This window comes from Rossellomorea sp. FM04394 (genome assembly GCF_041889765.1).
GTDB classification, from domain to species: domain Bacteria; phylum Bacillota; class Bacilli; order Bacillales; family Bacillaceae_B; genus Rossellomorea; species Rossellomorea aquimaris_B.
Genome location: NZ_CP168654.1, coordinates 1,378,743 through 1,399,310, shown reverse-complemented (window position 1 = coordinate 1,399,310; position 20,568 = coordinate 1,378,743). Strand labels below are relative to the sequence as shown.

Below are 20,568 nucleotides of genomic sequence, written 5' to 3'. Positions count from 1 at the left end.
ATGAACCATTCAATGGGCATTATGACCCTGACTCCACAAGTAACGAACAGCTACTTTACTGAAATTGCGAAGCAATCCCTCTCTTATCCTATTGACCTGTATCTGTTCTCTCCCCAAGGAATTTCTCCTTTACACGAAACGGTGGACGGATACTATTTCAATAAGGAGTCACAAACATGGGAAAATGAAGCCTTTGAAATCCCCGTATATATCTATGACCGTACGTATTACCAGAAGGATATGCAGTCCCGTCAAGCAAAGGCCGTTGTTCAGTGGCTAAAAAACCAGAAGCATATTCGATTTCTCGGCTATGGACTACCAAACAAATGGCATCTATACGAAAAACTTAAAAAGACTTCTCTCTCCCCCTATATACCTGAAACGCACCTTGTGACCGATGGAATTCATTTATTAAATCTTCTTACCGAACATAAAGATATAATAATCAAACCAGTCGATGGGGCCCATGGATATGCCGTTTACCATCTCGTGATAAGCAAACAGGACATAGTCGTTCGAACAACAAAAAAGCAAGGGATCATGGAACAATCCTTTCCTAACAAAGAGATTTTTCTTAAGTGGCTGAACCGAATTCTTCAGAAGCACACATTCATTTGTCAAAAGCGCCTTCTCAACCTGACGAAAGACGATGCTCCTTTTGATCTTCGCATTCTTCTGAATAAAGACGCTTATGGAGAATGGAGAGAATTTCAGCGGGCGATCCGAGTAGGGGAAGAGAAGGGACTTCTGACCAATATCAGCCGGGGGGCTTCCTATAGATCATACAGTGATTGGAAGGCTTTACAGGATTCTTCATGGGACTATATTGAAGAAGAACTCACTGACATCCTGGAAGAAATGCCTTTAATACTGGAAGAACAGTTTTCATCTCTATTTGAAATTGGCGTGGATATCATTATTGCAGAAGATGGATCACTGTGGATACTGGATATGAACTCAAAGCCGGGACATAAGGTAGTCGATGAATTAGGCCCTGAGAAGCTTTCTTCGTTATTTCGAGCTCCTTTAGATTATTGTGATTTCATGGCTTCCCAATGTCTCTCATCACTAAAACGAGGTGATTTCTAATGCTTAAAACGTACAAAATAGAACAATTTCAAGGTGAAGAAAGCCTTCTCTATCTTCCCTCTGGTTTCAAGCTGGAGGGAAAAACGCTCCCTCATACAGTGATCCTTGGAACTGCAAGGCAAGCCGCCGAATGTAAGCGTCATCCGAACGGACGTAACGTGATAGGCATTAGCTCGGGTTTAGCTGCGAAGATACATCTTCCTTCTAAAGTAAAGTCCCTTTCACTCTTGTGTAAAGAAGATTGTCTATATGCAGGAGTGCTCATAGGTATATTCACCTCTGGATTCACAAGCTTTCGCTTAAGTCCCATAGGTGAGCGTTCCTATTTTTTCAAAAAGCTCTTATCTGTCCAATCATCCCTGGGAGTCATTCCCTTTGTGTTCGGGGAGCGGCATATTGATTGGGAGAACGGACTCGTAAAGGGTTATTTTCACTTTGGAGAAGGATGGGAAATCGAGGAGATCCCTTTTCCCAATGTCATTTATGACAGACTGCCAAACCGCCGCAGTGAAAAAAGGAAAACGTATCAGAGTCTCAAAGAGAGGCTGCAGAGGGAGTACGGTATTCCCTGGTACAATCCAGGGTTCTTTAATAAGCTTGATTTGTTTGAACGATTGGAAAACGATTCTTCTGTCCAGCATTTCCTCCCAGAAACACATCCTTTTCAATCATTCGATGAGATTGAACGCATGCTTGCCACCTACCAGCATATTTACTTAAAACCCAGAAATGGCAGCCTGGGTAACGGCATTCACAAGATTACGTATAGCCGCTCAACCCAGGAGTATTATTGCAGGTTCAGAGATCAAGATCACAAAAACCGCTTACTGAAATTCAAAACCCTGGAGCAGCTTGTCAATACGGTGTTTAAACATCGAAACCTTGACACCTTTATCGTTCAACAAGGGATTTCCTTATTGCAGGAAAACAATCGTCCAATCGACTTCCGGGTGCATACGAACAAAGATGAAGAAGGTGCCTGGCAGGTAAGCGCTATGGCTGGAAAAGTTGCCGGATCCGGGAGTGTGACAACCCATGCCAATAACGGAGGAGAAGTAAAGATTCTATCCGAGCTGTTTACAGATGAAGCGGATCGACAATGTATTGAAGATGCACTTAAGGATGCTGCTTTAAAACTTTCTCTTGCCATCGAACGAAATCTGGAAGGATATATTGGAGAAATCGGCTTTGACTTCGGAGTGGACGAAAATCACCGTATTTGGATGTTCGAAGCAAACTCTAAGCCGGGAAGATCGATCTTTTCTCACCCACACCTTAAAAGCTTTGACTTATTAACAAGAAAACTCGCCTTATCATTCGGGATCTTCCTTACTCAGCAAAGCTTGAATCATCCCGAGGAAATGATTCCATGAATATCCTGTATGATCGGGTAAAGAAAACCTTTTTTCATGAAGAAAAATCCATTACGACATTTGGATTTGCTAAGAATTCATTTCTTCTTTCTTCTAAAGATTCAAAGGACTGCTATCAATTTACAATCACCTCCAAGCAAAAGAACATCCCGGCGATCCCGTTGATCGGGATTGTCGCAAGTAAGGAAGAAAGCAATAAATACAAAGGGAACTTTGAATTATTCAGGGCAATCCAGCAAGACGTAGAACAGGCTGGGGGGATTTGCTTCGTCTTTTCCCCCCAGGATGTATTCGGAGAGACCATTTCGGGGATTATGTACAATCAGCCTTTGAACAAATGGGTAAAATGTATGTTCCCTGTTCCAAATGTCATTTACAATCGGGTACCCTCGAGGCATGCCGAGGAAAATCAAGCATATGAAAAGCTGATTCATTTCATCAATAAACACAAGATCCCTTTTTTCAACCCTCATTTCTTTAATAAATGGAAAATTCACGAGCTTCTTTCCAGGAGCCTTGAACTCGCGCCTTACCTGCCTCAAACTGAACTTGTAGCAAATGAAGAGTCCTTTATCCGCTTTCTTAGAACACATAAAAAAGTGTATGTGAAACACTCACTTGCCTCTCAAGGAAAAGGAATCAGACTCATTGAGATGGATTCCAACGGACGTATTCTTTGCAAAAGCATCAAAAAAATGGAGAGGTTTATGAACGTATCCCGTCTACTTCAATCCTATAGCGAATGGTTTAAGAGTAATCAATGGATCATGCAGGAAGCAGTTTCCTGTAAAACATTGCATGATCACCGCTATGACTTCCGGATTTTAGTTCTTCACACGGGAGAAGATTTTCGTTTAATAGGTATCGGAGTCCGCATGTCCCAGCGGCAGGAAGTCACAACTCATGTACCTACAGGAGGAAAGATCATTTCACTCAAAGAAGTGGCAGACGCTCAAACAAAAAAGGAGATCTCACTGATCGTTCAAGAATGTGGAGAAGAGCTGGCTAAATCCTTTGGGTATGTAGGAGAATTTTCCATCGACTTAGCTCCCAGGGAACAAGGGGGATTTGTATTATTTGAAATCAACTCAAAGCCCATGAGCTTTGATGAAGAAGAAATTGAAAGCAAACGGCGACAACAGCTCGTCCGCACATTTCTCACACTCAGCGCAAAAAATAACTAAGGTTGAATCCGGGCTGGTTCAACCTTTTTCATTTTTAGTCTATCGCAATGAATTATAGATGGTAGAAAACCGCGTAGCATGTTCCATTTCATCTGTCATGGCAATAAACAGGGGCTTATATGCTTGTTGATTCGGAATCTCCAGCAGCATGTCCCGGTAGAATTCTGCTGCCTCAAGCTCATCCTTCAGTGCCCGCAGGACTCCTTCTTTAAAAGTAGTAAACCCCACCTTCTCTTTCTTATGCTCGTAATACTCTCCCGTTAATAAATAATGGAGGTATTGAAACATTTCATAATGCTCTTTTTCATCCTTCTGGGCATGATCGATAAACTCTACATATAATGGATTATTCGTCCGTCCTTTTAATTCTTTATAGAAATAATAGGCTGTCCATTCATCACTGATCGCCTTTTGCAAATCACGAATAAACGAATTCATTCTTCGTCCCTCCCCTATCTCTTCAGTAAATTCTATTAGAGGAGAATTCCATTTATGATACATTTAACTACCAATCCTACACAGCTTGGTTTAAAACGTTTACAATAATGATGGAGGTGATGAACAATGATCCAACATTTTCAATATAAAAGCATGTTCGAAAATAAACAGCTGCCCGGCTGGACCTTTTCCTTTTATTTCAGCGGGTTGAAATACCAAGGGAATTACCATAAAGACGGGAGGGTTGAATGGACCGGTCCCACTCCACCAGTGGAGAAGGAAGAAACCCTTATAAAGCAACTGCATGAACTAATGCTCTTCCATGTTTATGATTGATAAAATTCACATAATGCACATGAGATAATAAATTATTTTGTTCATCATGAATAACTTCAGCCCCCTTTCCAAAACTAAAGAAAGGAGGCTGATGAGCATGAAAAAGGATAATAAAGACGATCAATTCCTTCCAGATACGAATTATGAAGGAAAAGAAAAAGCATTTCTCGATGTTGACCGCTTCATCAACGAAGGAATGTCCGGAGGTTCCGTCCACATGAGGGAAAACACCACCAACATTGAAGAAGCGATAGAAATCACGGACTATGAAGAACCGCCTAAATAGAAAAGCGGAAGCGCCTTGTTCAGCCCCGACAAGCATATGGCGGGCTTGCTGGAAAGGCGCTCTTTGCCTTTTTAGCAAGACTGACTTATGACCTCGAGGGGCTAGGCGCTGGAGCTGGCCAACAAAAAAGCTGCCAAAAAGGATCATGATCCTTCGGCAGCTTTTTACTATTTATCGACTTCTGACAAGCATATTGACCGCTTCTTGAATAGCATCTTCTGCATTGATGCCTTCTTCTTCTGATTCGCGTATGCAAGCTTCCAGATTTTTGGCTACAATGAGGCCGATTGTACGGTCTACGGCAGTACGTACGGCAGATAACTGAGTCACAACATCTTTGCAATGTTTTTCCTCTTCCATCATTTTCAAAACGCCGCGGACTTGTCCTTCAAGACGCTTCATTCGATTCGTAACTTCTTTATTATATTCCATTTTGGACACCTCATAATGATTTATTCATTCTACAATAGTATTAAAATTAGTGAATTTTTGCAATCATGTACCCTTTGATTACTCGAACTATTTCAGTACAATATCATTATAACCTTTTTTACTATAATAATGAACAAAGAGGGATGACATGTTTACACCTTTACGTAAAAAATATCCTGCTGCAATTATTCAAGATCATTATCCAATCAACCTCGAAGCGACAAAGATTTGGTTTACAAATGATGCGGCTGATGAATACATAGGGATTGATAGAAGCGAGATCACTCAAGAGGAAATGGAGTTATTGCATTGTTTGTTCAAAGAGATTAAGAACCCATCTGGCCCCGGCAATGATTCTCCCCAATCTATGGAATGGTTCTCCTTTTTATTTAAGAACGGACCATTCCCTTCGAATATAGCAGGAGAATTCCGTATCATTCAATTCTCCATGAAGGAAAGCTTGGACCAGCTTCTATTAAAAGAGGCGTTTCAACACCTTTTACCTCTCAACACGACTCTTGTATTACTAGATGACAATATGGGGTTACTCATTGAAGAGAAAAATGAATGGAATATGGATGAAGAGCAATTGCTGTCGATTTCACATGTGATTGAGTCGGACTTCTTTGTCAGTCTTTCATTTTTCATAGGTCAATTTCAAGTAATTGATTCATATTTCCCTCTCACTTTTAAATATGAGCAGGAGTTGTTTTCGTTTTCCAGGACGGTTCAGAAGCAGTCTTTTATTCAAACCGTAGTGACGGTGCTGCCTGCATTCACCCTGCATCATTTACCCCAGGAGTGGAGAACACAGTTATTCTCGAAGGTTGCCGAAATCTTCAGGGAGGATGCTGAACTGATTTATACCGTAAAAGCTTTTCTCGAGAATCAATCAAATATCAGTCAAACCGCCAAGAAATTATTCATGCACCGAAACAGCGTCCAGTATCGAATTGATAAGTTTATTGAAAAGACCAATATTGATATTAAAACGTTTCAAGGCGGTATATTGGCTTATTTCGCCTGCTTGAACTTTCAATCTGACAACCTGCCTAAAAAGGATTAAGGAACTTTGTGCAGGTTGACCATATCGTTTTGAATCCGCTTTCTCTACAATGAATCTATAGATGAAAACGATTGCATTTCAAGGAGGAGAAAGAAAGATGGCTGAATTAAAATTAGATCACATCCACAAAATTTATGATGGGAAGGTAACGGCAGTAAATGACTTTAACCTTCACATTCAAGATAAAGAATTTATCGTATTTGTTGGACCATCTGGCTGCGGAAAATCAACTACTCTGCGAATGATTGCAGGACTTGAAGAAATTTCAAAAGGAGATTTCTCCATTGACGGGAAACGCGTGAACGATGTAGCGCCAAAAGACCGTGACATCGCCATGGTTTTCCAGAACTATGCACTTTATCCACATATGAGCGTATATGATAATATGGCATTTGGTCTTAAATTACGTAAGTTCGATAAACAGGAAATTGACCGTCGTGTTCAAGAGGCGGCTAAGATCCTTGGCCTTGAAGCACTGCTTGATCGTAAACCGAAAGCATTATCAGGCGGTCAGCGTCAGCGTGTGGCACTTGGCCGTGCCATCGTCCGTGATGCGAAAGTGTTCTTAATGGATGAGCCATTATCCAATCTTGATGCTAAGCTTCGTGTGCAAATGCGTGCGGAAATCGCCAAGCTTCACCAACGTTTACAAACTACAACAATCTACGTAACACATGATCAGACAGAAGCAATGACAATGGCAACACGTATCGTTGTCATGAAGGATGGAGTCATCCAACAGGTTGGTTCTCCAAAAGAAGTATACGATAAGCCTGAAAATGTTTTCGTAGGCGGATTCATTGGATCACCTGCCATGAACTTCTTCCACGGATCCCTTGAAGAGGGAAAATTCGTTATCGGTAATGCTAAGGTTTCGGTACCAGAAGGAAAAATGAAAGTGCTTCGCGAACAAGGGCATGTAGGCAAGAGCATTATTCTCGGAGTGCGTCCTGAAGATATTCATGATGAACCCTTGTTCTTAGATACTGCTGAAGGTGCCAAAATCATGGCGAAAATTGAAGTATCTGAATTAACGGGTGCTGAAACAATGCTTTACTCTCAATTAGAAGGACAAGAGTTTGTAGCACGCGTTGACTCCCGCACAGATATTGCGGCTGGTCAAACGATTGAACTGGCATTTGATATGAACAAAGCTCATTTCTTTGATTCAGAATCCGAGTCCAGAATTCGATAAAAATAAAAGAAAATGGCGCACCCTTACCGAGGGCGCGCCATTTTTATTAAAACTCCGTCAAATCTATGCTTTTGCCCTCTTCTTCACCACATCGTACACAAATAAACAGATGCAGACAAGTTTCCGAGCAGCTGCTATTCGGAATGCCATCGGCTAATTGTACATGCTGTATATCCATGTACGCACTGTACTCATCGTAAAAATCATAATATCTTCCCTGATCCGTTGTAGAGTCCCCACATTTTTTGCAAAGCCCCCTATATTCAACGATTCCATTACATAATGCGCAAGCTTTCATGCTGTGTCACCATACTTTCAATCTAATCATTGTATAGTGTTATCCTTTTTACATTCATGATGATTTATGTAGAAAACTTATAGGTAACTAACAGGAATAAATTCCCTGTCCCCACGTTGAATATAATTCCCCGGAAAAACCATAATACCTAGTAACAAGGCAGCAACAAGCCTTCTTACACCCAACTCGATGGGTTACACCATACTAAAGATGGTCGCTCATGGAATAGCGGGCTGGTGCAAGTCCAGCTAACCCAACCAAAAAAACTTATACATTTTAAGGAGATGACAGATTATGCAACAGCAACAATCTCGCAGCAATTCATCTAACCAATTAGTAGCTCCAGGAGCTCAACAAGCAATCGACCAAATGAAGTACGAAATCGCTTCTGAATTTGGTGTACAATTAGGGCCAGATGCAACAGCTCGTGCTAACGGTTCTGTAGGTGGAGAAATCACAAAACGCCTAGTTCAAATGGCTGAACAACAAATCGGTGGCGGGTACCAAAAATAATTAGCAATTTCATATGAATGGATCAAGCCCCCGGTTTTTGGCCGGGGGTTTTAAATATGTCAGTCAGGCACTATAAAGAAGAACTGGCTCAGAGCCAGTTCTTCCTGTTACTTATTATGGACCATGTTTGCGGGATCAATCCACTCGTCATATTGCTCTTCTGTTAAGTAGCCTGATTTTATGGCTGCTTCTTTTAGTGTAGAGCCATCATTATGAGCGTTCTTGGCAATTTCAGCAGCTTTTTCATACCCGATATGAGGATTTAATGCGGTTACAAGCATAAGAGACCGTTGAACAAAGTCTTCTATTACCTCTACGTTCGCTTCTAGTCCCTTCACACATTTGTCGTTGAAAGACTTTATTCCATCTGTCAGCAATCGTACGGATTGCAGCATATTATAAATGATGACTGGCTTAAATACATTCAGCTCGAAGTTACCCTGACTTGCGGCAAATCCTATAGCCGCGTCGTTTCCGAAGACTTGTGTCACTACCATCGTCACTGCTTCGCTTTGGGTCGGATTCACTTTGCCAGGCATGATGGAACTTCCCGGTTCATTGGCAGGTATCGTAATTTCTCCAATTCCACTTCTGGGCCCGCTTGCTAACCACCTTACATCATTCGCTATTTTCATAAGATCCGCAGCCAGGGCTTTTACAGCACCATGTACGTACACGATTTCATCATGGGACGTTAGGGCATGAAACTTATTATCTGATGAAAGAAACTTGATTCCTGTTTGATTTTCTAATTGTCTTGCCACACTGTCACCGAATTCTGGATGGGCGTTGATGCCCGTCCCTACAGCCGTTCCCCCGATAGCCAGGTTGACTAATCGATGAACGCTTTCTCTTAACATACTATAGGATCTTTCCATCATGGCCCTCCACCCGCTGATTTCCTGTCCCAGCGTCAATGGCGTTGCATCTTGAAGATGGGTACGACCTATTTTGATGATGTCTTGAAATTGGTTTTCTTTTTCTTTCAGCGTCATAGTGAATTCCTGAAGGACCGGAAAAAGCTTTGTTTCGATTTCCTGATATGCTGCGATGTGCATAGCTGTCGGGAATGTATCATTGGAACTTTGGGACATGTTCACATCATCGTTGGGATGGACTTTTTCATCTACACCATTTTCTCCAAGGATTTCATTCGCACGATAGGCAATTACCTCATTTACATTCATATTGGATTGAGTACCGCTACCTGTTTGCCATACGACAAGGGGGAAATGATCATCCCATGTTCCTTCCAGTATTTCATCACATGCTGTACTGATTGCTTGCCGCTTCGCTTCTGAAAGCTTTCCAAGTGAATGGTTAACAACCGCAGCCGCCTTCTTCAGGTGTGCAAAGGCATATGTAACCTCAATGGGCATCTTCTCTGTACCGATCTGAAAGTTTTCTTTACTCCGCTGAGTCTGGGCACCCCAATATTTCTCTTTCGGCACCTTCATTTCTCCGATTGTGTCATGCTCAATACGATATTCCATTCTGGTTCCTCCCTTGTTTTATTCTTATTATTACCATATTTCCACTAATCCCGGTGAACTAACCTTTTTCTGAGAAGTTTATTAAAGACTCATCAATTTATTCTTTAAATCGTAATGTTAAGTTGTTTTTTCATGAACATAAAAAAGATGAATGAGCAGTTTTCTCATTCATCTTTTTCACTCTATTGTATTAAATTAAGGAATTGTTTCGTACGTTCGTTCGTAGGGTTTTCGAAGACTTCATGTGGCGTTCCCTCTTCTACGATATATCCTCCATCCATGAAAATGACCTTATCGGCCGCTTCTTTCGCGAATCTCATTTCGTGAGTAACGACAACCATTGTCATCCCTTCTTCGGCAAGATCCTTCATGACCTTCAGAACTTCTCCAACCAGTTCAGGATCGAGTGCTGAGGTGGGTTCATCGAAAAGCATGACTTCAGGTTCGATAGCAAGTGCTCTGGCGATTCCTACCCTTTGCTGCTGTCCTCCTGAAAGCTGGAATGGGTAGTAGTCAACTTTGTCACCCAATCCTACTTTTTCAAGCAGTCTGATGGCTTTTTCCCTTGTTTCAGACTTATTGCGCCTCTGTACAATAGTAGGTCCTTCCATGACGTTTTCCAGGGCTGTCATATGAGGGAACAGATTGTAGTTTTGGAACACCATCCCTGTCTTTCTTCTTAGTTTAATAAGCTCTTGCTTGGATACTTTTTTATTGAAATCAACGGAGGTTCCGCCTATTGAAACGGTTCCGTCATTAGGGATTTCGAGGGCATTCAAACAACGCAGGAAGGTTGTTTTCCCTGAACCCGAAGGGCCTATCAGGACGATTACCTGTCCTTTATTCACCTCTACATTCATTCCCTTTAACACTTCTAATTGATCAAATCGTTTCGTTAATCCTTTGATGGAAATCATATTCAATCCCCTTTAATTTGTTGCGGCATATAATTACTTGGCAATATATCGATCTAGTCGTGTCTCGATACGGCCTTGAATGATGGATAAGATAAAGCAAATGATCCAGTACAAGAGTGCGGCTTCCATGTACATAAGCAGGAACTCATAGTTGGTCGCAGCAATCTCCTGTGCTTTTCTGAACATTTCTGTTACAAGAATCAGTGAAGCAAGCGACGTGTCCTTCACCAGGCTGATGAATGAATTCGATAATGGCGGGATGGAAACCCGGGTAGCCTGAGGCAGGATGATTCTCTTTAAAGCCTGTGAATACGTCATACCGATGGAATAGCCTGCTTCCCATTGGCCCTTGGGAATCGATTGAATCGCTGCACGGACGATTTCAGAGGAGTAGGCACCTTTATTTAATGAGAAAGCAATGATGGCAGACGGGAACGGATCGAACTTTATTCCAAGTGTCGGTAATCCGTAGAAAATAATGAACAATTGAACAAGTAATGGTGTTCCCCTAATCGCAGATACATAAAATCGTGCAATACCCCTTAAAATCTTTACATTGGACAATCGGGCAAGGGCAGTAAGGACGGCCAGGATCATTCCTAAAGCAAAAGAAATCAGCGTCAGAGGGATAGAATAATACAAAGCCCCCTCTAGCATTGGAAGCAGGGAGCTTTGTAGAATATCAATCATTGCTTCAGGGTCCTGGTAGATACTACTTAGGAGATACATCTTCTCCGAACCATTTCTCAGAAATCTCTTTGTACGTACCGTCTTCCTTCATTTCCTCTAACGCTTTGTTTACTTCTTCTACTAACTTGTCGTTTCCTTTACGGAACATAAGACCACTTTGTCCTGCATCTTCAGCTTCAGCTGCAATTTTGACATTCGCTTTCGGCTGTTTCTTTAAATAGTCAAGAATTGAAATTTTATCGTTTACAGTTACATCTACTCTGCCTTGTTCAAGCAGTTGGATAGATTGTGCCAAACCTTCAACAGGTTGAATTTCCGCTCCATTTTTTTCAGCGATATCTCTATAGTTACTTGTCAGAGATTGAGCAGAAGTCAATCCTTTAATATCTTCAAATGTCTTAACATCGTTATTGTCTTTGGATACAACCACTACTGCACTCGATTCAATATATGGTGTTGAGAAATCATATTTCTCCTGACGATCTTCACGGATTCCCACTTGGTTTGCGATCATATCAAAACGTTTGGAGTTCAACCCTTCAAACATCGCGTCCCATTGTGTTTCCTGGAATTTCGCTTCAACGCCAAGGCGCTTTGCTACTTCACGGGCAATCTCTACATCAAATCCAGTCAGTTCCCCGGATTCGTCATGGAATGTGAAAGGAGGATATGTACCTTCCGTTCCAACAAGTAATTCGCCCTCTTCCATGACTTGATCATAAAGTGATGTTTTAGAGTCTTCTTTAGAATCACCACTTGAACCTTCTTTATCTTTAGATTGACCACATGCAGCTAATACCATGGATAAGGCGATTAGCATGATGATGGATAATTTCCACTTTTTCATCGTAAAACCCCCACTATTCTTATCGGATTTAAATTCGTTACGATTGTCATCATAAAACGTTCCAGGAAATAAGTCAACATAAAAGTTTTCATTTCGAGATTTTTCTTCTCACCTTCTAGTATGTATCCCTGAATACACAATCATGTAAAAATTCCCGATTATGAGATACACTATTTTTTAAGGAAACGGGAGGTAATAATGATGAAAATAGCTATATTCGGTAGTACGGGTCGGGTGGGGTCCGTCGTCTTTCAACAAGCCATGTCAAAATATGAAGTAAATCGTTTAGTGCGCAGGGGAAGTGAAATAGACCCCTCAGGCACGGAAATTGTAGGTGATGTATTGAACGAAGAAGACGTGATGAAGACCATCGAGGGCTCTGATGCAGTGATTAGCTGCCTGAATACAGATAAAGATGACGTCCTCTCAAGAAGTATGCCGATTCTGTTAAAAGCCATGAGATGTCATGGAGTGAAACGGATCATCATCTGTGGTACGGCAGGCATCCTCCAGGCACGGAAGGATTCAAGCCTCTACCGCTTTCAGTCAAATGAATCGAAACGCAGGAGCACGACAGCTGCAGAAGACCATCTACGGGCCTTTTTAATGCTGCAGGCATCGGAAATGGATTGGACCGTCGTTTGTCCGACCTATCTGCCCGATGGAGAAAGGTTGGGGAATTACAGGACTGAGAGAGATGTTCTTCCCGAAGGTGGGAAAAGCATTTCCATGTACGACACCGGGGATTTTATTTTCCAACAGCTTGAAGACGACTCCTATATCAGGAGCCGGGTCGGATTATGTTATTGAGTTCGTGGGTTTCAAATGGATAAAAAAAGGGACAGATAACCTGTCCCGATGTCCCATTATTTAAAAATGGTAGAAATAATTTCGTCAGTGGTCATCCCACTTTCGACTTCAAAGGTACCTGGGCGTAAATCGTTCTCAAGACCACGATTTTCCACTTCTTTGTAGAAGTCCAAACCACTTTTGATGATGTTGGCTTTCTCAAGGGCATTTCCGACGTCGATACTTGTCATACCCGAAGAAACGGTGAGCATCGTTTTGAATATAACCTTACCGTCGGTATTATCGTCTTGTTTGTCTGCCTCTTTCTCTTCCTGCTTCTCGTTCATGGCTTCAATCTGCTTGTTCCATTCATCTTCAGTATGTATAACAAAGCCATTGGAAGTAAGTTGTTTTACCATTTCTTCTTCTGTAAGTTTCTCCGTTTTAACGGTTTCCACTTTCCCTGTGCTTTCGGCTTCAGAAGGACCAAACAAATAAACAGACCCAATTACTGTGGTTGCAATTAATAGACCTGCAGCAAAACTGCGCAATGAATTAGGTGTCACTCTCATTGTGCTACTAAGCCCCTTTCAGCTTTTTGGGCCATAAATGGCGCAAGCAGATGTTCTACTTCATTAGGGTTGAGCTTTTTTTTTCCTGCTATGCTTTCAATGGAATAGCCCCTTTTATACAAATCAAGCATCTCACGCAGCAGGGTGCGTTCCTCAGAAGCCGCAGGTGCAACCCCTGCCTGCTGGGCTGTAATTTCTGCATCTAATTGAATATTTCGTAACTGCTTCTCCAATTCATGAACCTCATTCAACACAGAAATCGATACATGCTCTATCTGTTGCTCAAGCTGCGAGTTGGTTTGTGTCGTTTTAATAAACGATAAAATGAGCAGCACAACTGCTGTCCCAAATAAAATGGCGATTGCCCATCCCATCATAGGATCCTCCCTTTATGAAACTTTTTTATCAATTAAATTATACATTGATAAAGGGAGAAATTCGATTTAAAACGACAAAATCCCACGAAAGTCCTGTTTTCTTAACAGGAAATAGTATTTTCCCTTGAATGACAGGGTCTAATTGGTGATCATTTTGTCGTTTTTCTACCAAAAAGAATCCGTAATTATCCATAAACACATAATTTTTTTGTCTTCAGTAGGATTTTCATCTATCTCCGGGGATCTGCAACCTCATATCAACAGGATATTTTCAACTTTGAGAAGTTTATTTTCAATTTTGGGATTTTATTTTCAATTTCCCAACTTTTATTTTCAATTTTGGGATTTTATTTTCAAAACGCACTTCCTAACCCTTATATGACTCCTCAGACTCCCTCACAAACATTTCACTTTCCACACCCTCCATGGATACCGATATCTTCTGCTCCCCATCCCCTTTCCTGTTTCTCTTCAATCTCGCCTTGTCTCCCAACAATACCCGTTGAAGCGAGGTTGCCATGAGATTATAGGAAAGCACAGTGAAGGAGAGTGCAATAAGGGGCACAAACAGGATCCATGGGGCCACCATCAGTTCAAAGTAGGCTTTTCCGATATTACCGGCCCATTCATTGGAAAGAGAAAACAATCGTGTTACTCCCATCATGATTTCCCTCTCTACCGCACCTCCCAGAAAAATCTCAAGAAAGCCGAGATGAGCGAATAATATCAGTACCGCCACATTTCGCTGAAAAAACAACAGGATCAGACGAGGGAATAAATTTCTTAGAACATGCCTCCGATACAAGGAAAAGCCACTTGCTCCCAGCGTTCTGGCACTCAGGACAAACTCTTCCTGGAGCACTTTCTTGATCTCTTTGGATAGGACTACAATCAATGGCGGAATGCCGATCAGCGTCAGGATAAAGATTTGAATACTTAACACTTCCACAAATGCCTTTTCCGGTTCATCGATGACGAAACTGATTGGTGAAAGGAGCATGAAGGCGATGACAGCCATGGGGATATAGACCATGGACTCTACCAACTCTTCAAATACCCTCTGGACTTTTTTAAAGAAGTTTATAAAAAGCACCGATAATGAGAAAGCCAGTATCACTTGAAGAAGGCTGATGATCAATCCAATGACAATGGTAAACTTGGCCCCCTGAATCACATATGACCACAAGGGAAGCCCTAATCGATCGGAACCGAACGGTGGCAGCTCAGCCGGCGTGAACGGAGGTCCTACTGTTTCGCCGTTATGCTTAAAGAAACTATACATCTTCACCTTTTCTTCTATAAATGGTTCGTATAAAAAACTCAGAGCTAGCAGTCCAGTAATGAAAAGAAATCCAATCAGAAACTGTGGCTGCTTCCAGAGATCTTTAAGCATAGGTCCCGTCCTCCTTTAATCCGATGCTCTTCTTCATTCGCATCTCGATCAGAGTAAAGACCAAAAAGAAGGGCAGGAATATGACCGTGGAAATAATCACGAATGTAAATCCACTCGACCAAATCAATAAATCCATGATTCCCCTCATATTGAACAATCTTTCTAAAATAAACAAATTGGATAACATAAAGGAGAAAATGATTTTGGATCGGTAGAATAAGCTGTAGACTACGTTTCTGAAACCGTGGGTCACTGACACTTGAAACGCATTGAGACCTTTTCCCCTGGCGAGCTCTATGTAGGGTTTCTGGTCTTCCTCTTTCAAAAGGAGGACGATGGTTTTAATTAAAAATACGGTCGGCACGATCGTTAAACAGGTGACCGGCAACAGGTATAATTCTTCATCCGTCATGGCGATATCCCCTATTAACACACCGGTATGACGAAAATACATCACTACAGCCAGTTGTATTCCGATGATTATGAATACATCAGGAAGCGATTCGAGGATATTCACCAGACTTAAGAATACACGTTGCACCCATTTAGAAGAAAGAGAGATGAATAGACTTACAAAAAATGAGATGCCCACCGACAACCCCAGTGAAAATAAGAATACCTTCATGGAGTAGAAATAACGTTCCGCCAGAATATCCTGAAGTGGATACTCTTTACCTAATACAAACAACATCCACTGATCTTGTTGGAAGATCTGTGTGATTATGTGATAAATTCCTAGGAAATACTCTTTCGGATAAAAGCCAAATGAATTCCCCTCATCATTCATCATCAAATAATATAATTCAGCGTTTCCTCCTCCATAAAATAAAACGGGCAGCACGCTGATCAGGATAAAGCCTATAATAATCAGCAGTAATTGACGAATTGCTTTCATGATTTCCCCCTTTTTATATCTGAGCATCTATTAACTCTTCTTGTCAGGACGACAAAAATCCTTTTTCTGGATAAAAAAACCAAAAAGAAAAGGCATCCGACTGCGATCGTCAGATGCCTCCCTCTTATCCTGCCATATCACCTTTTGCCCCCTGCTGAAGCTGGTACATTTGATAATATCGTCCCATCCGCTTCATCAATTCGTCATGATTGCCCCGTTCGACGATTTGCCCTCGATCTAAAACAAGTATTTGATCGGCATTCTTAATCGTAGAAAGCCGATGAGCGATGATGAAGGTCGTTCTTCCCTTCTTCAACACTTCCATCGCTTCCTGAATGATGGCTTCCGTCTCTGTATCAATACTCGACGTCGCTTCATCCAATATCAGAATGGCCGGATTAAAGGCAAGTGCCCTTGCAAAGGAAATCAATTGACGCTGCCCTGAAGAAAGAGTGCTTCCTTTCTCGATCACGGGTTCGTCATAGCCTTTCTCAAGGTTTTTGAACACCTTTTCCGCACCAACGGCTTTGAGTGCCTCTTCCACCTGTTCCCTTGAAATCCTTGGGTCATCAAGACTTACGTTGGATGCGATTGTTCCTGTAAACAAATAAGGATCCTGTAAGACGATTCCCATATGCTCGCGAATCGTTTGATAGGGTATATCCACAATGTCTTTTCCGTCAATCAGGATTTTCCCTTCATTGGTATCGTAGAAACGGAATAATAGATTCATGATGGAGCTTTTCCCCGAACCTGTATGTCCCACGAGGGCAACAGTTTCGCCTTTGCTTGCGGTAAACGTGATATCCTTCAGCACATATTCATTTTCCTTGTATCCAAAGAATACATTCTCAAAGCTGACATTCCCGTCATATCGGTTCATTTTCTCATCTTCAACAGGAGTTCCAGTCTCCTCTAACAGTCGGAAAACCCGCTCACCTGCCACTAGTGCCTGTTCAAGGTTTGCAAGCTGATTCACGATTCCCGTCACCGGCTGGAACAAACGGTTGATGTAATCGACAAAGGCATAAAGTACGCCCAATGTCACCACCGATCCCACCCCGATGGATGCACCTCCGAAATACCATATGAATGCCACGAAGGTGATATTTCTTAACACCCCTACAAGGTTATGGGAGGTCATAGAATTCAAACTTAAAAGTTTGTTTTGATACTTGAAGTGTGTTTCGTTCAAGTCTTCAAATTCTTCGTTTGTTTTCTTCTCTCTGCTGAAAGCCTGAATGATGTTCATGCCCTGTATCGATTCATTGATCATGGCATTGATATCGCTCACTTTCGATCTGATGATGTGATTGTATTTAGACGCATAAATACGATACAGGTACGTCCACACAACCAGAATCGGGATCAGGATCAAGCAGATGGCCGCTAATTTTGCATCCAGTATAAAGAGTGCGATGTAAATTCCAATGATATAAATTGTACTGGAGAAGAATGTTGATAAAACTGTTACATACAGGTCTCTGATCGCTTCCGTGTCGTTTGTGATCCTCGCTACGACCTTCCCTGCCGGCAGATTATCAAAATAACGGATCGGCAGCTTCTGGATATGCTGAAACACATCATTACGCATTTTCTGAATCACACGGTTAGCAGCCTTCTGAAGGTAGAATCGCTGACCGTATTGGAAAAAGGCGGCGATTACCAATAAACCGAAATAAAAAGCAATCAATTTGATAATCTTCGGGATTTCCGGATTATAAAAACGCAGCAGCTCGTTCCCCGTAAGTTTTTGGGCGGGATAGGTTGCTGACTCATCCCCTTTTGTAATGGTCATTTCCCCTGCTGTGACAGATCGTTCTCCATCAAAGGAGATGGCAGAAGGAACGAAATAAAATTCTCTTCCCACTTGGAGAATACGGATGTCTTCCCCTTTGGTCTCCCCTTCAGAGAAATACTGATCACGCTTATACCATTTGCCCTCATAGGAAACAGCTTCTTTTCCCTCCACTGTTTCATACCAGGTTGATTCTATTCCAAGAATATGATCATCGATCAGTTTTTTTGCAATGAAAGGTCCTGCAAGTTCTGCCGCTACTGACACACTAAGCATCAGGAGGGCAGCAATAATGATTTTTTTGTATACAAGGGCATAATCGACTAGTTTTCTTCCGACGTTCATGCGCCCACCTCCTCCAGTGAGGAATCTTCAACTTGTTGACGGTCGAATTGTTCTTTATACCAACCACCGTTTTCAAGGAGTCGTTCATGTACCCCTTCTTCTACCACTTTTCCATCTTCAAATACGATGATCCAATCTGCATGCTGGACCGCCGAAAGACGATGAGTCGTAATAATCGTTGTTTTTCCTTCACGTTCTTTTCTTATATTGTCAATGATCTTCGCTTCTGTTTTCGCATCCACTGCCGACAACGAATCATCCAGTATCAAGATTTCGGGATTCTTGATCAGTGCCCTGGCAATCGAAATCCGCTGCTTCTGACCGCCTGAAAGGGCCACACCCTTTTCGCCTACAAGAGTGGTCAATCCATCTGGAAGCATTTCAAGGTCTTTTTTAAAATCAGCAAGTTCAATGGCTTTTTCAAGATCTTGCTCGGTCGCATCATGTCTGCCGAACAGAATATTTTCTCTAACGGTCCTTGAAAAAAGGACATGATCCTGGGGCACGTAACCGATCCAATTCCTAACTTGCTGGATAGTCAATTCACTGATTGGGACCCCTCCTAAGGACAAATCTCCTTTTCCGGAAGGGTATTCACGGAGGAGCTGCTTGATAAAGGTTGTTTTCCCACTTCCGGTCTTCCCGACGATTCCAAGAGTTCCTCCTTGATGGATATTCACGTTGATATTGGACAGATTCAACACCTGTGAGGAGGGATATTGAAAGTCAACTTCCTTAAATCCTATACGATCAGGAGAATCTATCCATCGAGGGTTATCAGAATCCTGGACGTCCTGTACATAATCGAGAGTCTCCTGAACCCGGTCAAGTGAGGCATTCCCGCGCTGCATGATATTGATCAACTCCCCAATCGCAAACATCGGCCAAATCAGCATCCCGAGATACACATTAAAGGAAACAAGCTCTCCCAATGTGATCGATTGATGGAACACAAGATATGCTCCATAACCAAGTCCGATTAAATAGCTCAACCCTACAAGGACTTTGATTGTTGGTTCAAAGAGGGAATCAATCTTTGCCACACCGATATTCTTGTTATAGACGTCTTCAGTCATATCAGCGAAACGCTTCTCATCCGCTCTTTCCTGTACATACGCACGAATGACACGTACACCTGCAATCGACTCGAGCACTTTATCATTCAAGTCACCGAACGAATCCTGAGCTTCCGTGAATCGCTTATGAATTCTCGCACCGTAAACCTTCATCAACATGGCCATGATCGGCAAAGGCAGTATAGCCGCTATGGTCAGTTTCCAACTGATAAGAAACCCCATTGTAAAAAGGATCGTTAACATAAAGACACTGGAATCGATTAGGGTCAATACTCCGAAACCGGCTGTGACCGAGATGGCCTTCAGGTCATTCGTTGCCCTTGCCATTAAATCTCCCGTACGATTTTTCTCAAAAAACGTCGGTGTCATCTTTAACAAATGTCCCATAAATTTACTGCGGAGCTTCCGTTCAACCAGAAAGGCCCCTCCAAATAATTGATACATCCATACATACGTCATTGCGTACGAAATGAAAGCGATCCCGGCGATCAGCCACAGATATTCCCCTACGACATCCCACGTCATCGCACCCAGGTGAATGTCATCAATGGCATTTCCTACAAGCTTAGGGGGAATCACATCTAGGATTCCGACAATCGTCAATAGAACGATCGCCACCGTATATCTCTTCCAATTTTCAATAAAAAACCACGATAATTTCTTAAAAATACTAAACATTCCACATTACCTCCTCTTGTTGAACTTTCCCAACTATCCGCCTTCTGTCTCCACAGCAGACATCATCTTCTTCATTTGAACAATTGACATAATCATTTCCTCCTTCTGAAATTAGGTTCTTATATGTGATCAAGGATGGTCCTTGGGTACACCTAAACGAAAAAAAAGACCGACGCCTAAGGCTTTTATCACCAGATCTGATAGGGATTCCATTAAATACCTACCAATCTGTTGCGCCTTAAAAACGTCCGTCTTTATTTTAGGACATAGAAAAGCACAGATTATATGCATAACCTGTGCCATTAATATTCGTAATTCAGAATGGTTAATGTAACTGGTTATGTGATGATATGAAATTGGTATTGAAGACTGCCGGTACTCCATGAATTGTATACACTTTCATCATCACAAACCCTCCATTCATTTTAATTATTTATTCCATTAATAACCATACTATATGCTTGAAATTGTGTCAATATTATTTTTAT

The 20,568-nt window shown here is 41.8% G+C and carries 21 protein-coding genes; 9 read left to right on the top strand and 12 right to left on the bottom strand.

What is annotated here, in order from left to right; genetic code table 11:
- The 3 genes from ACCB35_RS07030 to ACCB35_RS07020 are packed head-to-tail and all read left to right on the top strand — an operon-like array spanning window position 1 to window position 3,646.
- Entirely contained in the window at window positions 1-1,089 is a 1,089-nt protein-coding gene (locus tag ACCB35_RS07030) for a YheC/YheD family protein (RefSeq protein WP_374056327.1), read from the top strand.
- Window positions 1,089-2,462 (top strand): YheC/YheD family protein, encoded by a 1,374-nt coding sequence (locus ACCB35_RS07025; protein WP_374056326.1) that lies wholly within the window; start codon window positions 1,089-1,091, stop codon window positions 2,460-2,462. Before ACCB35_RS07030 ends, ACCB35_RS07025 begins: the two co-directional genes overlap by 1 nt.
- Window positions 2,459-3,646, top strand: coding sequence for a YheC/YheD family protein (locus ACCB35_RS07020; RefSeq protein WP_374056325.1), 1,188 nt, complete (start codon window positions 2,459-2,461; stop codon window positions 3,644-3,646). Before ACCB35_RS07025 ends, ACCB35_RS07020 begins: the two co-directional genes overlap by 4 nt.
- A 39-nt stretch (window positions 3,647-3,685) precedes the next feature.
- Here ACCB35_RS07020 and ACCB35_RS07015 read toward each other — a convergent pair whose 3' ends face one another.
- The gene (locus ACCB35_RS07015) at window positions 3,686-4,084 is read right to left on the bottom strand and encodes a ferritin-like domain-containing protein (RefSeq protein WP_299739948.1); all 399 of its coding nucleotides are present in this window, start codon (window positions 4,082-4,084) and stop codon (window positions 3,686-3,688) included.
- 126 nt (window positions 4,085-4,210) lie between these two features.
- Here ACCB35_RS07015 and ACCB35_RS07010 point away from each other — a divergent pair, with 126 nt between their 5' ends.
- Together ACCB35_RS07010 and ACCB35_RS07005 are read left to right on the top strand one after the other, a co-directional pair.
- On the top strand, window positions 4,211-4,420 hold the full coding sequence (locus ACCB35_RS07010; protein WP_374056324.1) for a YheE family protein: 210 nt from the start codon (window positions 4,211-4,213) through the stop codon (window positions 4,418-4,420).
- A gap of 97 nt (window positions 4,421-4,517) precedes the next feature.
- Entirely contained in the window at window positions 4,518-4,706 is a 189-nt protein-coding gene (locus tag ACCB35_RS07005) for a hypothetical protein (protein WP_374056323.1), read from the top strand.
- 171 nt (window positions 4,707-4,877) lie between these two features.
- Here the strand turns inward: ACCB35_RS07005 and ACCB35_RS07000 are convergent, their stop codons facing one another.
- Window positions 4,878-5,138: a metal-sensitive transcriptional regulator gene (locus tag ACCB35_RS07000; protein WP_044337810.1), complete on the bottom strand. Its 261-nt coding sequence runs from the start codon at window positions 5,136-5,138 to the stop codon at window positions 4,878-4,880.
- 148 nt (window positions 5,139-5,286) lie between these two features.
- On the opposite strand from ACCB35_RS07000, the gene ACCB35_RS06995 reads away from it, so the two are divergent.
- The 3 genes from ACCB35_RS06995 (at window position 5,287) to ACCB35_RS06985 (ending at window position 8,210) form a co-directional block, all read left to right on the top strand.
- A complete protein-coding gene (locus ACCB35_RS06995) occupies window positions 5,287-6,204 on the top strand; it encodes a PucR family transcriptional regulator (RefSeq protein ID WP_374056322.1) in 918 nt (305 codons plus the stop codon).
- A 97-nt stretch (window positions 6,205-6,301) separates the two neighbouring features.
- The gene (locus ACCB35_RS06990; protein ID WP_044337812.1) at window positions 6,302-7,399 is read left to right on the top strand and encodes an ABC transporter ATP-binding protein; all 1,098 of its coding nucleotides are present in this window, start codon (window positions 6,302-6,304) and stop codon (window positions 7,397-7,399) included.
- 592 nt (window positions 7,400-7,991) lie between these two features.
- Window positions 7,992-8,210 (top strand): alpha/beta-type small acid-soluble spore protein, encoded by a 219-nt coding sequence (locus ACCB35_RS06985; protein WP_034763234.1) that lies wholly within the window; start codon window positions 7,992-7,994, stop codon window positions 8,208-8,210.
- Between the two features lie 107 nt (window positions 8,211-8,317).
- Here ACCB35_RS06985 and fumC read toward each other — a convergent pair whose 3' ends face one another.
- The 4 genes from fumC to ACCB35_RS06965 all read right to left on the bottom strand — a co-directional run bounded on the left by fumC (window position 8,318) and on the right by ACCB35_RS06965 (window position 12,157).
- The gene (gene fumC, locus ACCB35_RS06980; RefSeq protein ID WP_374056321.1) at window positions 8,318-9,703 is read right to left on the bottom strand and encodes a class II fumarate hydratase; all 1,386 of its coding nucleotides are present in this window, start codon (window positions 9,701-9,703) and stop codon (window positions 8,318-8,320) included.
- Window positions 9,704-9,885: 182 nt separating this feature from the next.
- Entirely contained in the window at window positions 9,886-10,620 is a 735-nt protein-coding gene (locus ACCB35_RS06975) for an amino acid ABC transporter ATP-binding protein (RefSeq protein WP_374056320.1), read from the bottom strand.
- 33 nt (window positions 10,621-10,653) lie between these two features.
- Complete coding sequence (locus ACCB35_RS06970; protein ID WP_044337816.1) at window positions 10,654-11,349, bottom strand: amino acid ABC transporter permease; 696 nt, start codon at window positions 11,347-11,349, stop codon at window positions 10,654-10,656.
- Window positions 11,333-12,157 (bottom strand): amino acid ABC transporter substrate-binding protein, encoded by an 825-nt coding sequence (locus tag ACCB35_RS06965; protein ID WP_044338049.1) that lies wholly within the window; start codon window positions 12,155-12,157, stop codon window positions 11,333-11,335. The genes ACCB35_RS06970 and ACCB35_RS06965 overlap by 17 nt, the downstream gene beginning before the upstream one ends.
- A gap of 201 nt (window positions 12,158-12,358) precedes the next feature.
- Between ACCB35_RS06965 and ACCB35_RS06960 the strand changes: the two genes are divergently transcribed.
- Complete coding sequence (locus ACCB35_RS06960) at window positions 12,359-12,967, top strand: NAD(P)-dependent oxidoreductase (protein ID WP_374056973.1); 609 nt, start codon at window positions 12,359-12,361, stop codon at window positions 12,965-12,967.
- 56 nt (window positions 12,968-13,023) lie between these two features.
- Here the strand turns inward: ACCB35_RS06960 and ACCB35_RS06955 are convergent, their stop codons facing one another.
- The 6 genes from ACCB35_RS06955 to ACCB35_RS06930 form a co-directional block, all read right to left on the bottom strand.
- The gene (locus ACCB35_RS06955; protein ID WP_374056319.1) at window positions 13,024-13,518 is read right to left on the bottom strand and encodes a hypothetical protein; all 495 of its coding nucleotides are present in this window, start codon (window positions 13,516-13,518) and stop codon (window positions 13,024-13,026) included.
- Window positions 13,515-13,895: a hypothetical protein gene (locus ACCB35_RS06950; protein WP_374056318.1), complete on the bottom strand. Its 381-nt coding sequence runs from the start codon at window positions 13,893-13,895 to the stop codon at window positions 13,515-13,517. Before ACCB35_RS06950 ends, ACCB35_RS06955 begins: the two co-directional genes overlap by 4 nt.
- 367 nt (window positions 13,896-14,262) lie before the next feature.
- On the bottom strand, window positions 14,263-15,288 hold the full coding sequence (locus ACCB35_RS06945) for an ABC transporter permease subunit (RefSeq protein WP_374056317.1): 1,026 nt from the start codon (window positions 15,286-15,288) through the stop codon (window positions 14,263-14,265).
- Window positions 15,281-16,183, bottom strand: a complete 903-nt coding sequence (locus tag ACCB35_RS06940) for an ABC transporter permease subunit (protein WP_374056316.1) — start codon at window positions 16,181-16,183, stop codon at window positions 15,281-15,283. Before ACCB35_RS06940 ends, ACCB35_RS06945 begins: the two co-directional genes overlap by 8 nt.
- 124 nt (window positions 16,184-16,307) lie before the next feature.
- Window positions 16,308-18,326 carry an ABC transporter ATP-binding protein gene (locus ACCB35_RS06935; RefSeq protein ID WP_374056315.1) on the bottom strand — a complete coding sequence of 673 codons (2,019 nt, stop codon included), beginning with the start codon at window positions 18,324-18,326 and terminating at the stop codon, window positions 16,308-16,310.
- Complete coding sequence (locus ACCB35_RS06930; RefSeq protein WP_374056314.1) at window positions 18,323-20,080, bottom strand: ABC transporter ATP-binding protein; 1,758 nt, start codon at window positions 20,078-20,080, stop codon at window positions 18,323-18,325. The genes ACCB35_RS06935 and ACCB35_RS06930 overlap by 4 nt, the downstream gene beginning before the upstream one ends.
- Window positions 20,081-20,568: the final 488 nt, after the last annotated feature.

Coding starts and splice junctions, on each gene's coding strand:
- ACCB35_RS07015 (WP_299739948.1), bottom strand. CDS start 4,084: ATGAATTCGTTTATTCGTGATTTGCAAAAGGCGATCAGTGATGAATGG.
- fumC (WP_374056321.1), bottom strand. CDS start 9,703: ATGGAATATCGTATTGAGCATGACACAATCGGAGAAATGAAGGTGCCG.
- ACCB35_RS06995 (WP_374056322.1), top strand. CDS start 5,287: ATGTTTACACCTTTACGTAAAAAATATCCTGCTGCAATTATTCAAGAT.
- ACCB35_RS06930 (WP_374056314.1), bottom strand. CDS start 20,080: ATGTTTAGTATTTTTAAGAAATTATCGTGGTTTTTTATTGAAAATTGG.
- ACCB35_RS06940 (WP_374056316.1), bottom strand. CDS start 16,183: ATGAAAGCAATTCGTCAATTACTGCTGATTATTATAGGCTTTATCCTG.
- ACCB35_RS06955 (WP_374056319.1), bottom strand. CDS start 13,518: ATGAGAGTGACACCTAATTCATTGCGCAGTTTTGCTGCAGGTCTATTA.
- ACCB35_RS06965 (WP_044338049.1), bottom strand. CDS start 12,157: ATGAAAAAGTGGAAATTATCCATCATCATGCTAATCGCCTTATCCATG.
- ACCB35_RS06990 (WP_044337812.1), top strand. CDS start 6,302: ATGGCTGAATTAAAATTAGATCACATCCACAAAATTTATGATGGGAAG.
- ACCB35_RS07025 (WP_374056326.1), top strand. CDS start 1,089: ATGCTTAAAACGTACAAAATAGAACAATTTCAAGGTGAAGAAAGCCTT.
- ACCB35_RS07010 (WP_374056324.1), top strand. CDS start 4,211: ATGATCCAACATTTTCAATATAAAAGCATGTTCGAAAATAAACAGCTG.
- ACCB35_RS07000 (WP_044337810.1), bottom strand. CDS start 5,138: ATGGAATATAATAAAGAAGTTACGAATCGAATGAAGCGTCTTGAAGGA.
- ACCB35_RS06975 (WP_374056320.1), bottom strand. CDS start 10,620: ATGATTTCCATCAAAGGATTAACGAAACGATTTGATCAATTAGAAGTG.
- ACCB35_RS06945 (WP_374056317.1), bottom strand. CDS start 15,288: ATGCTTAAAGATCTCTGGAAGCAGCCACAGTTTCTGATTGGATTTCTT.
- ACCB35_RS06985 (WP_034763234.1), top strand. CDS start 7,992: ATGCAACAGCAACAATCTCGCAGCAATTCATCTAACCAATTAGTAGCT.
- ACCB35_RS07005 (WP_374056323.1), top strand. CDS start 4,518: ATGAAAAAGGATAATAAAGACGATCAATTCCTTCCAGATACGAATTAT.
- ACCB35_RS07020 (WP_374056325.1), top strand. CDS start 2,459: ATGAATATCCTGTATGATCGGGTAAAGAAAACCTTTTTTCATGAAGAA.
- ACCB35_RS06950 (WP_374056318.1), bottom strand. CDS start 13,895: ATGATGGGATGGGCAATCGCCATTTTATTTGGGACAGCAGTTGTGCTG.
- ACCB35_RS06935 (WP_374056315.1), bottom strand. CDS start 18,326: ATGAACGTCGGAAGAAAACTAGTCGATTATGCCCTTGTATACAAAAAA.
- ACCB35_RS06960 (WP_374056973.1), top strand. CDS start 12,359: ATGAAAATAGCTATATTCGGTAGTACGGGTCGGGTGGGGTCCGTCGTC.
- ACCB35_RS07030 (WP_374056327.1), top strand. CDS start 1: ATGAACCATTCAATGGGCATTATGACCCTGACTCCACAAGTAACGAAC.
- ACCB35_RS06970 (WP_044337816.1), bottom strand. CDS start 11,349: ATGTATCTCCTAAGTAGTATCTACCAGGACCCTGAAGCAATGATTGAT.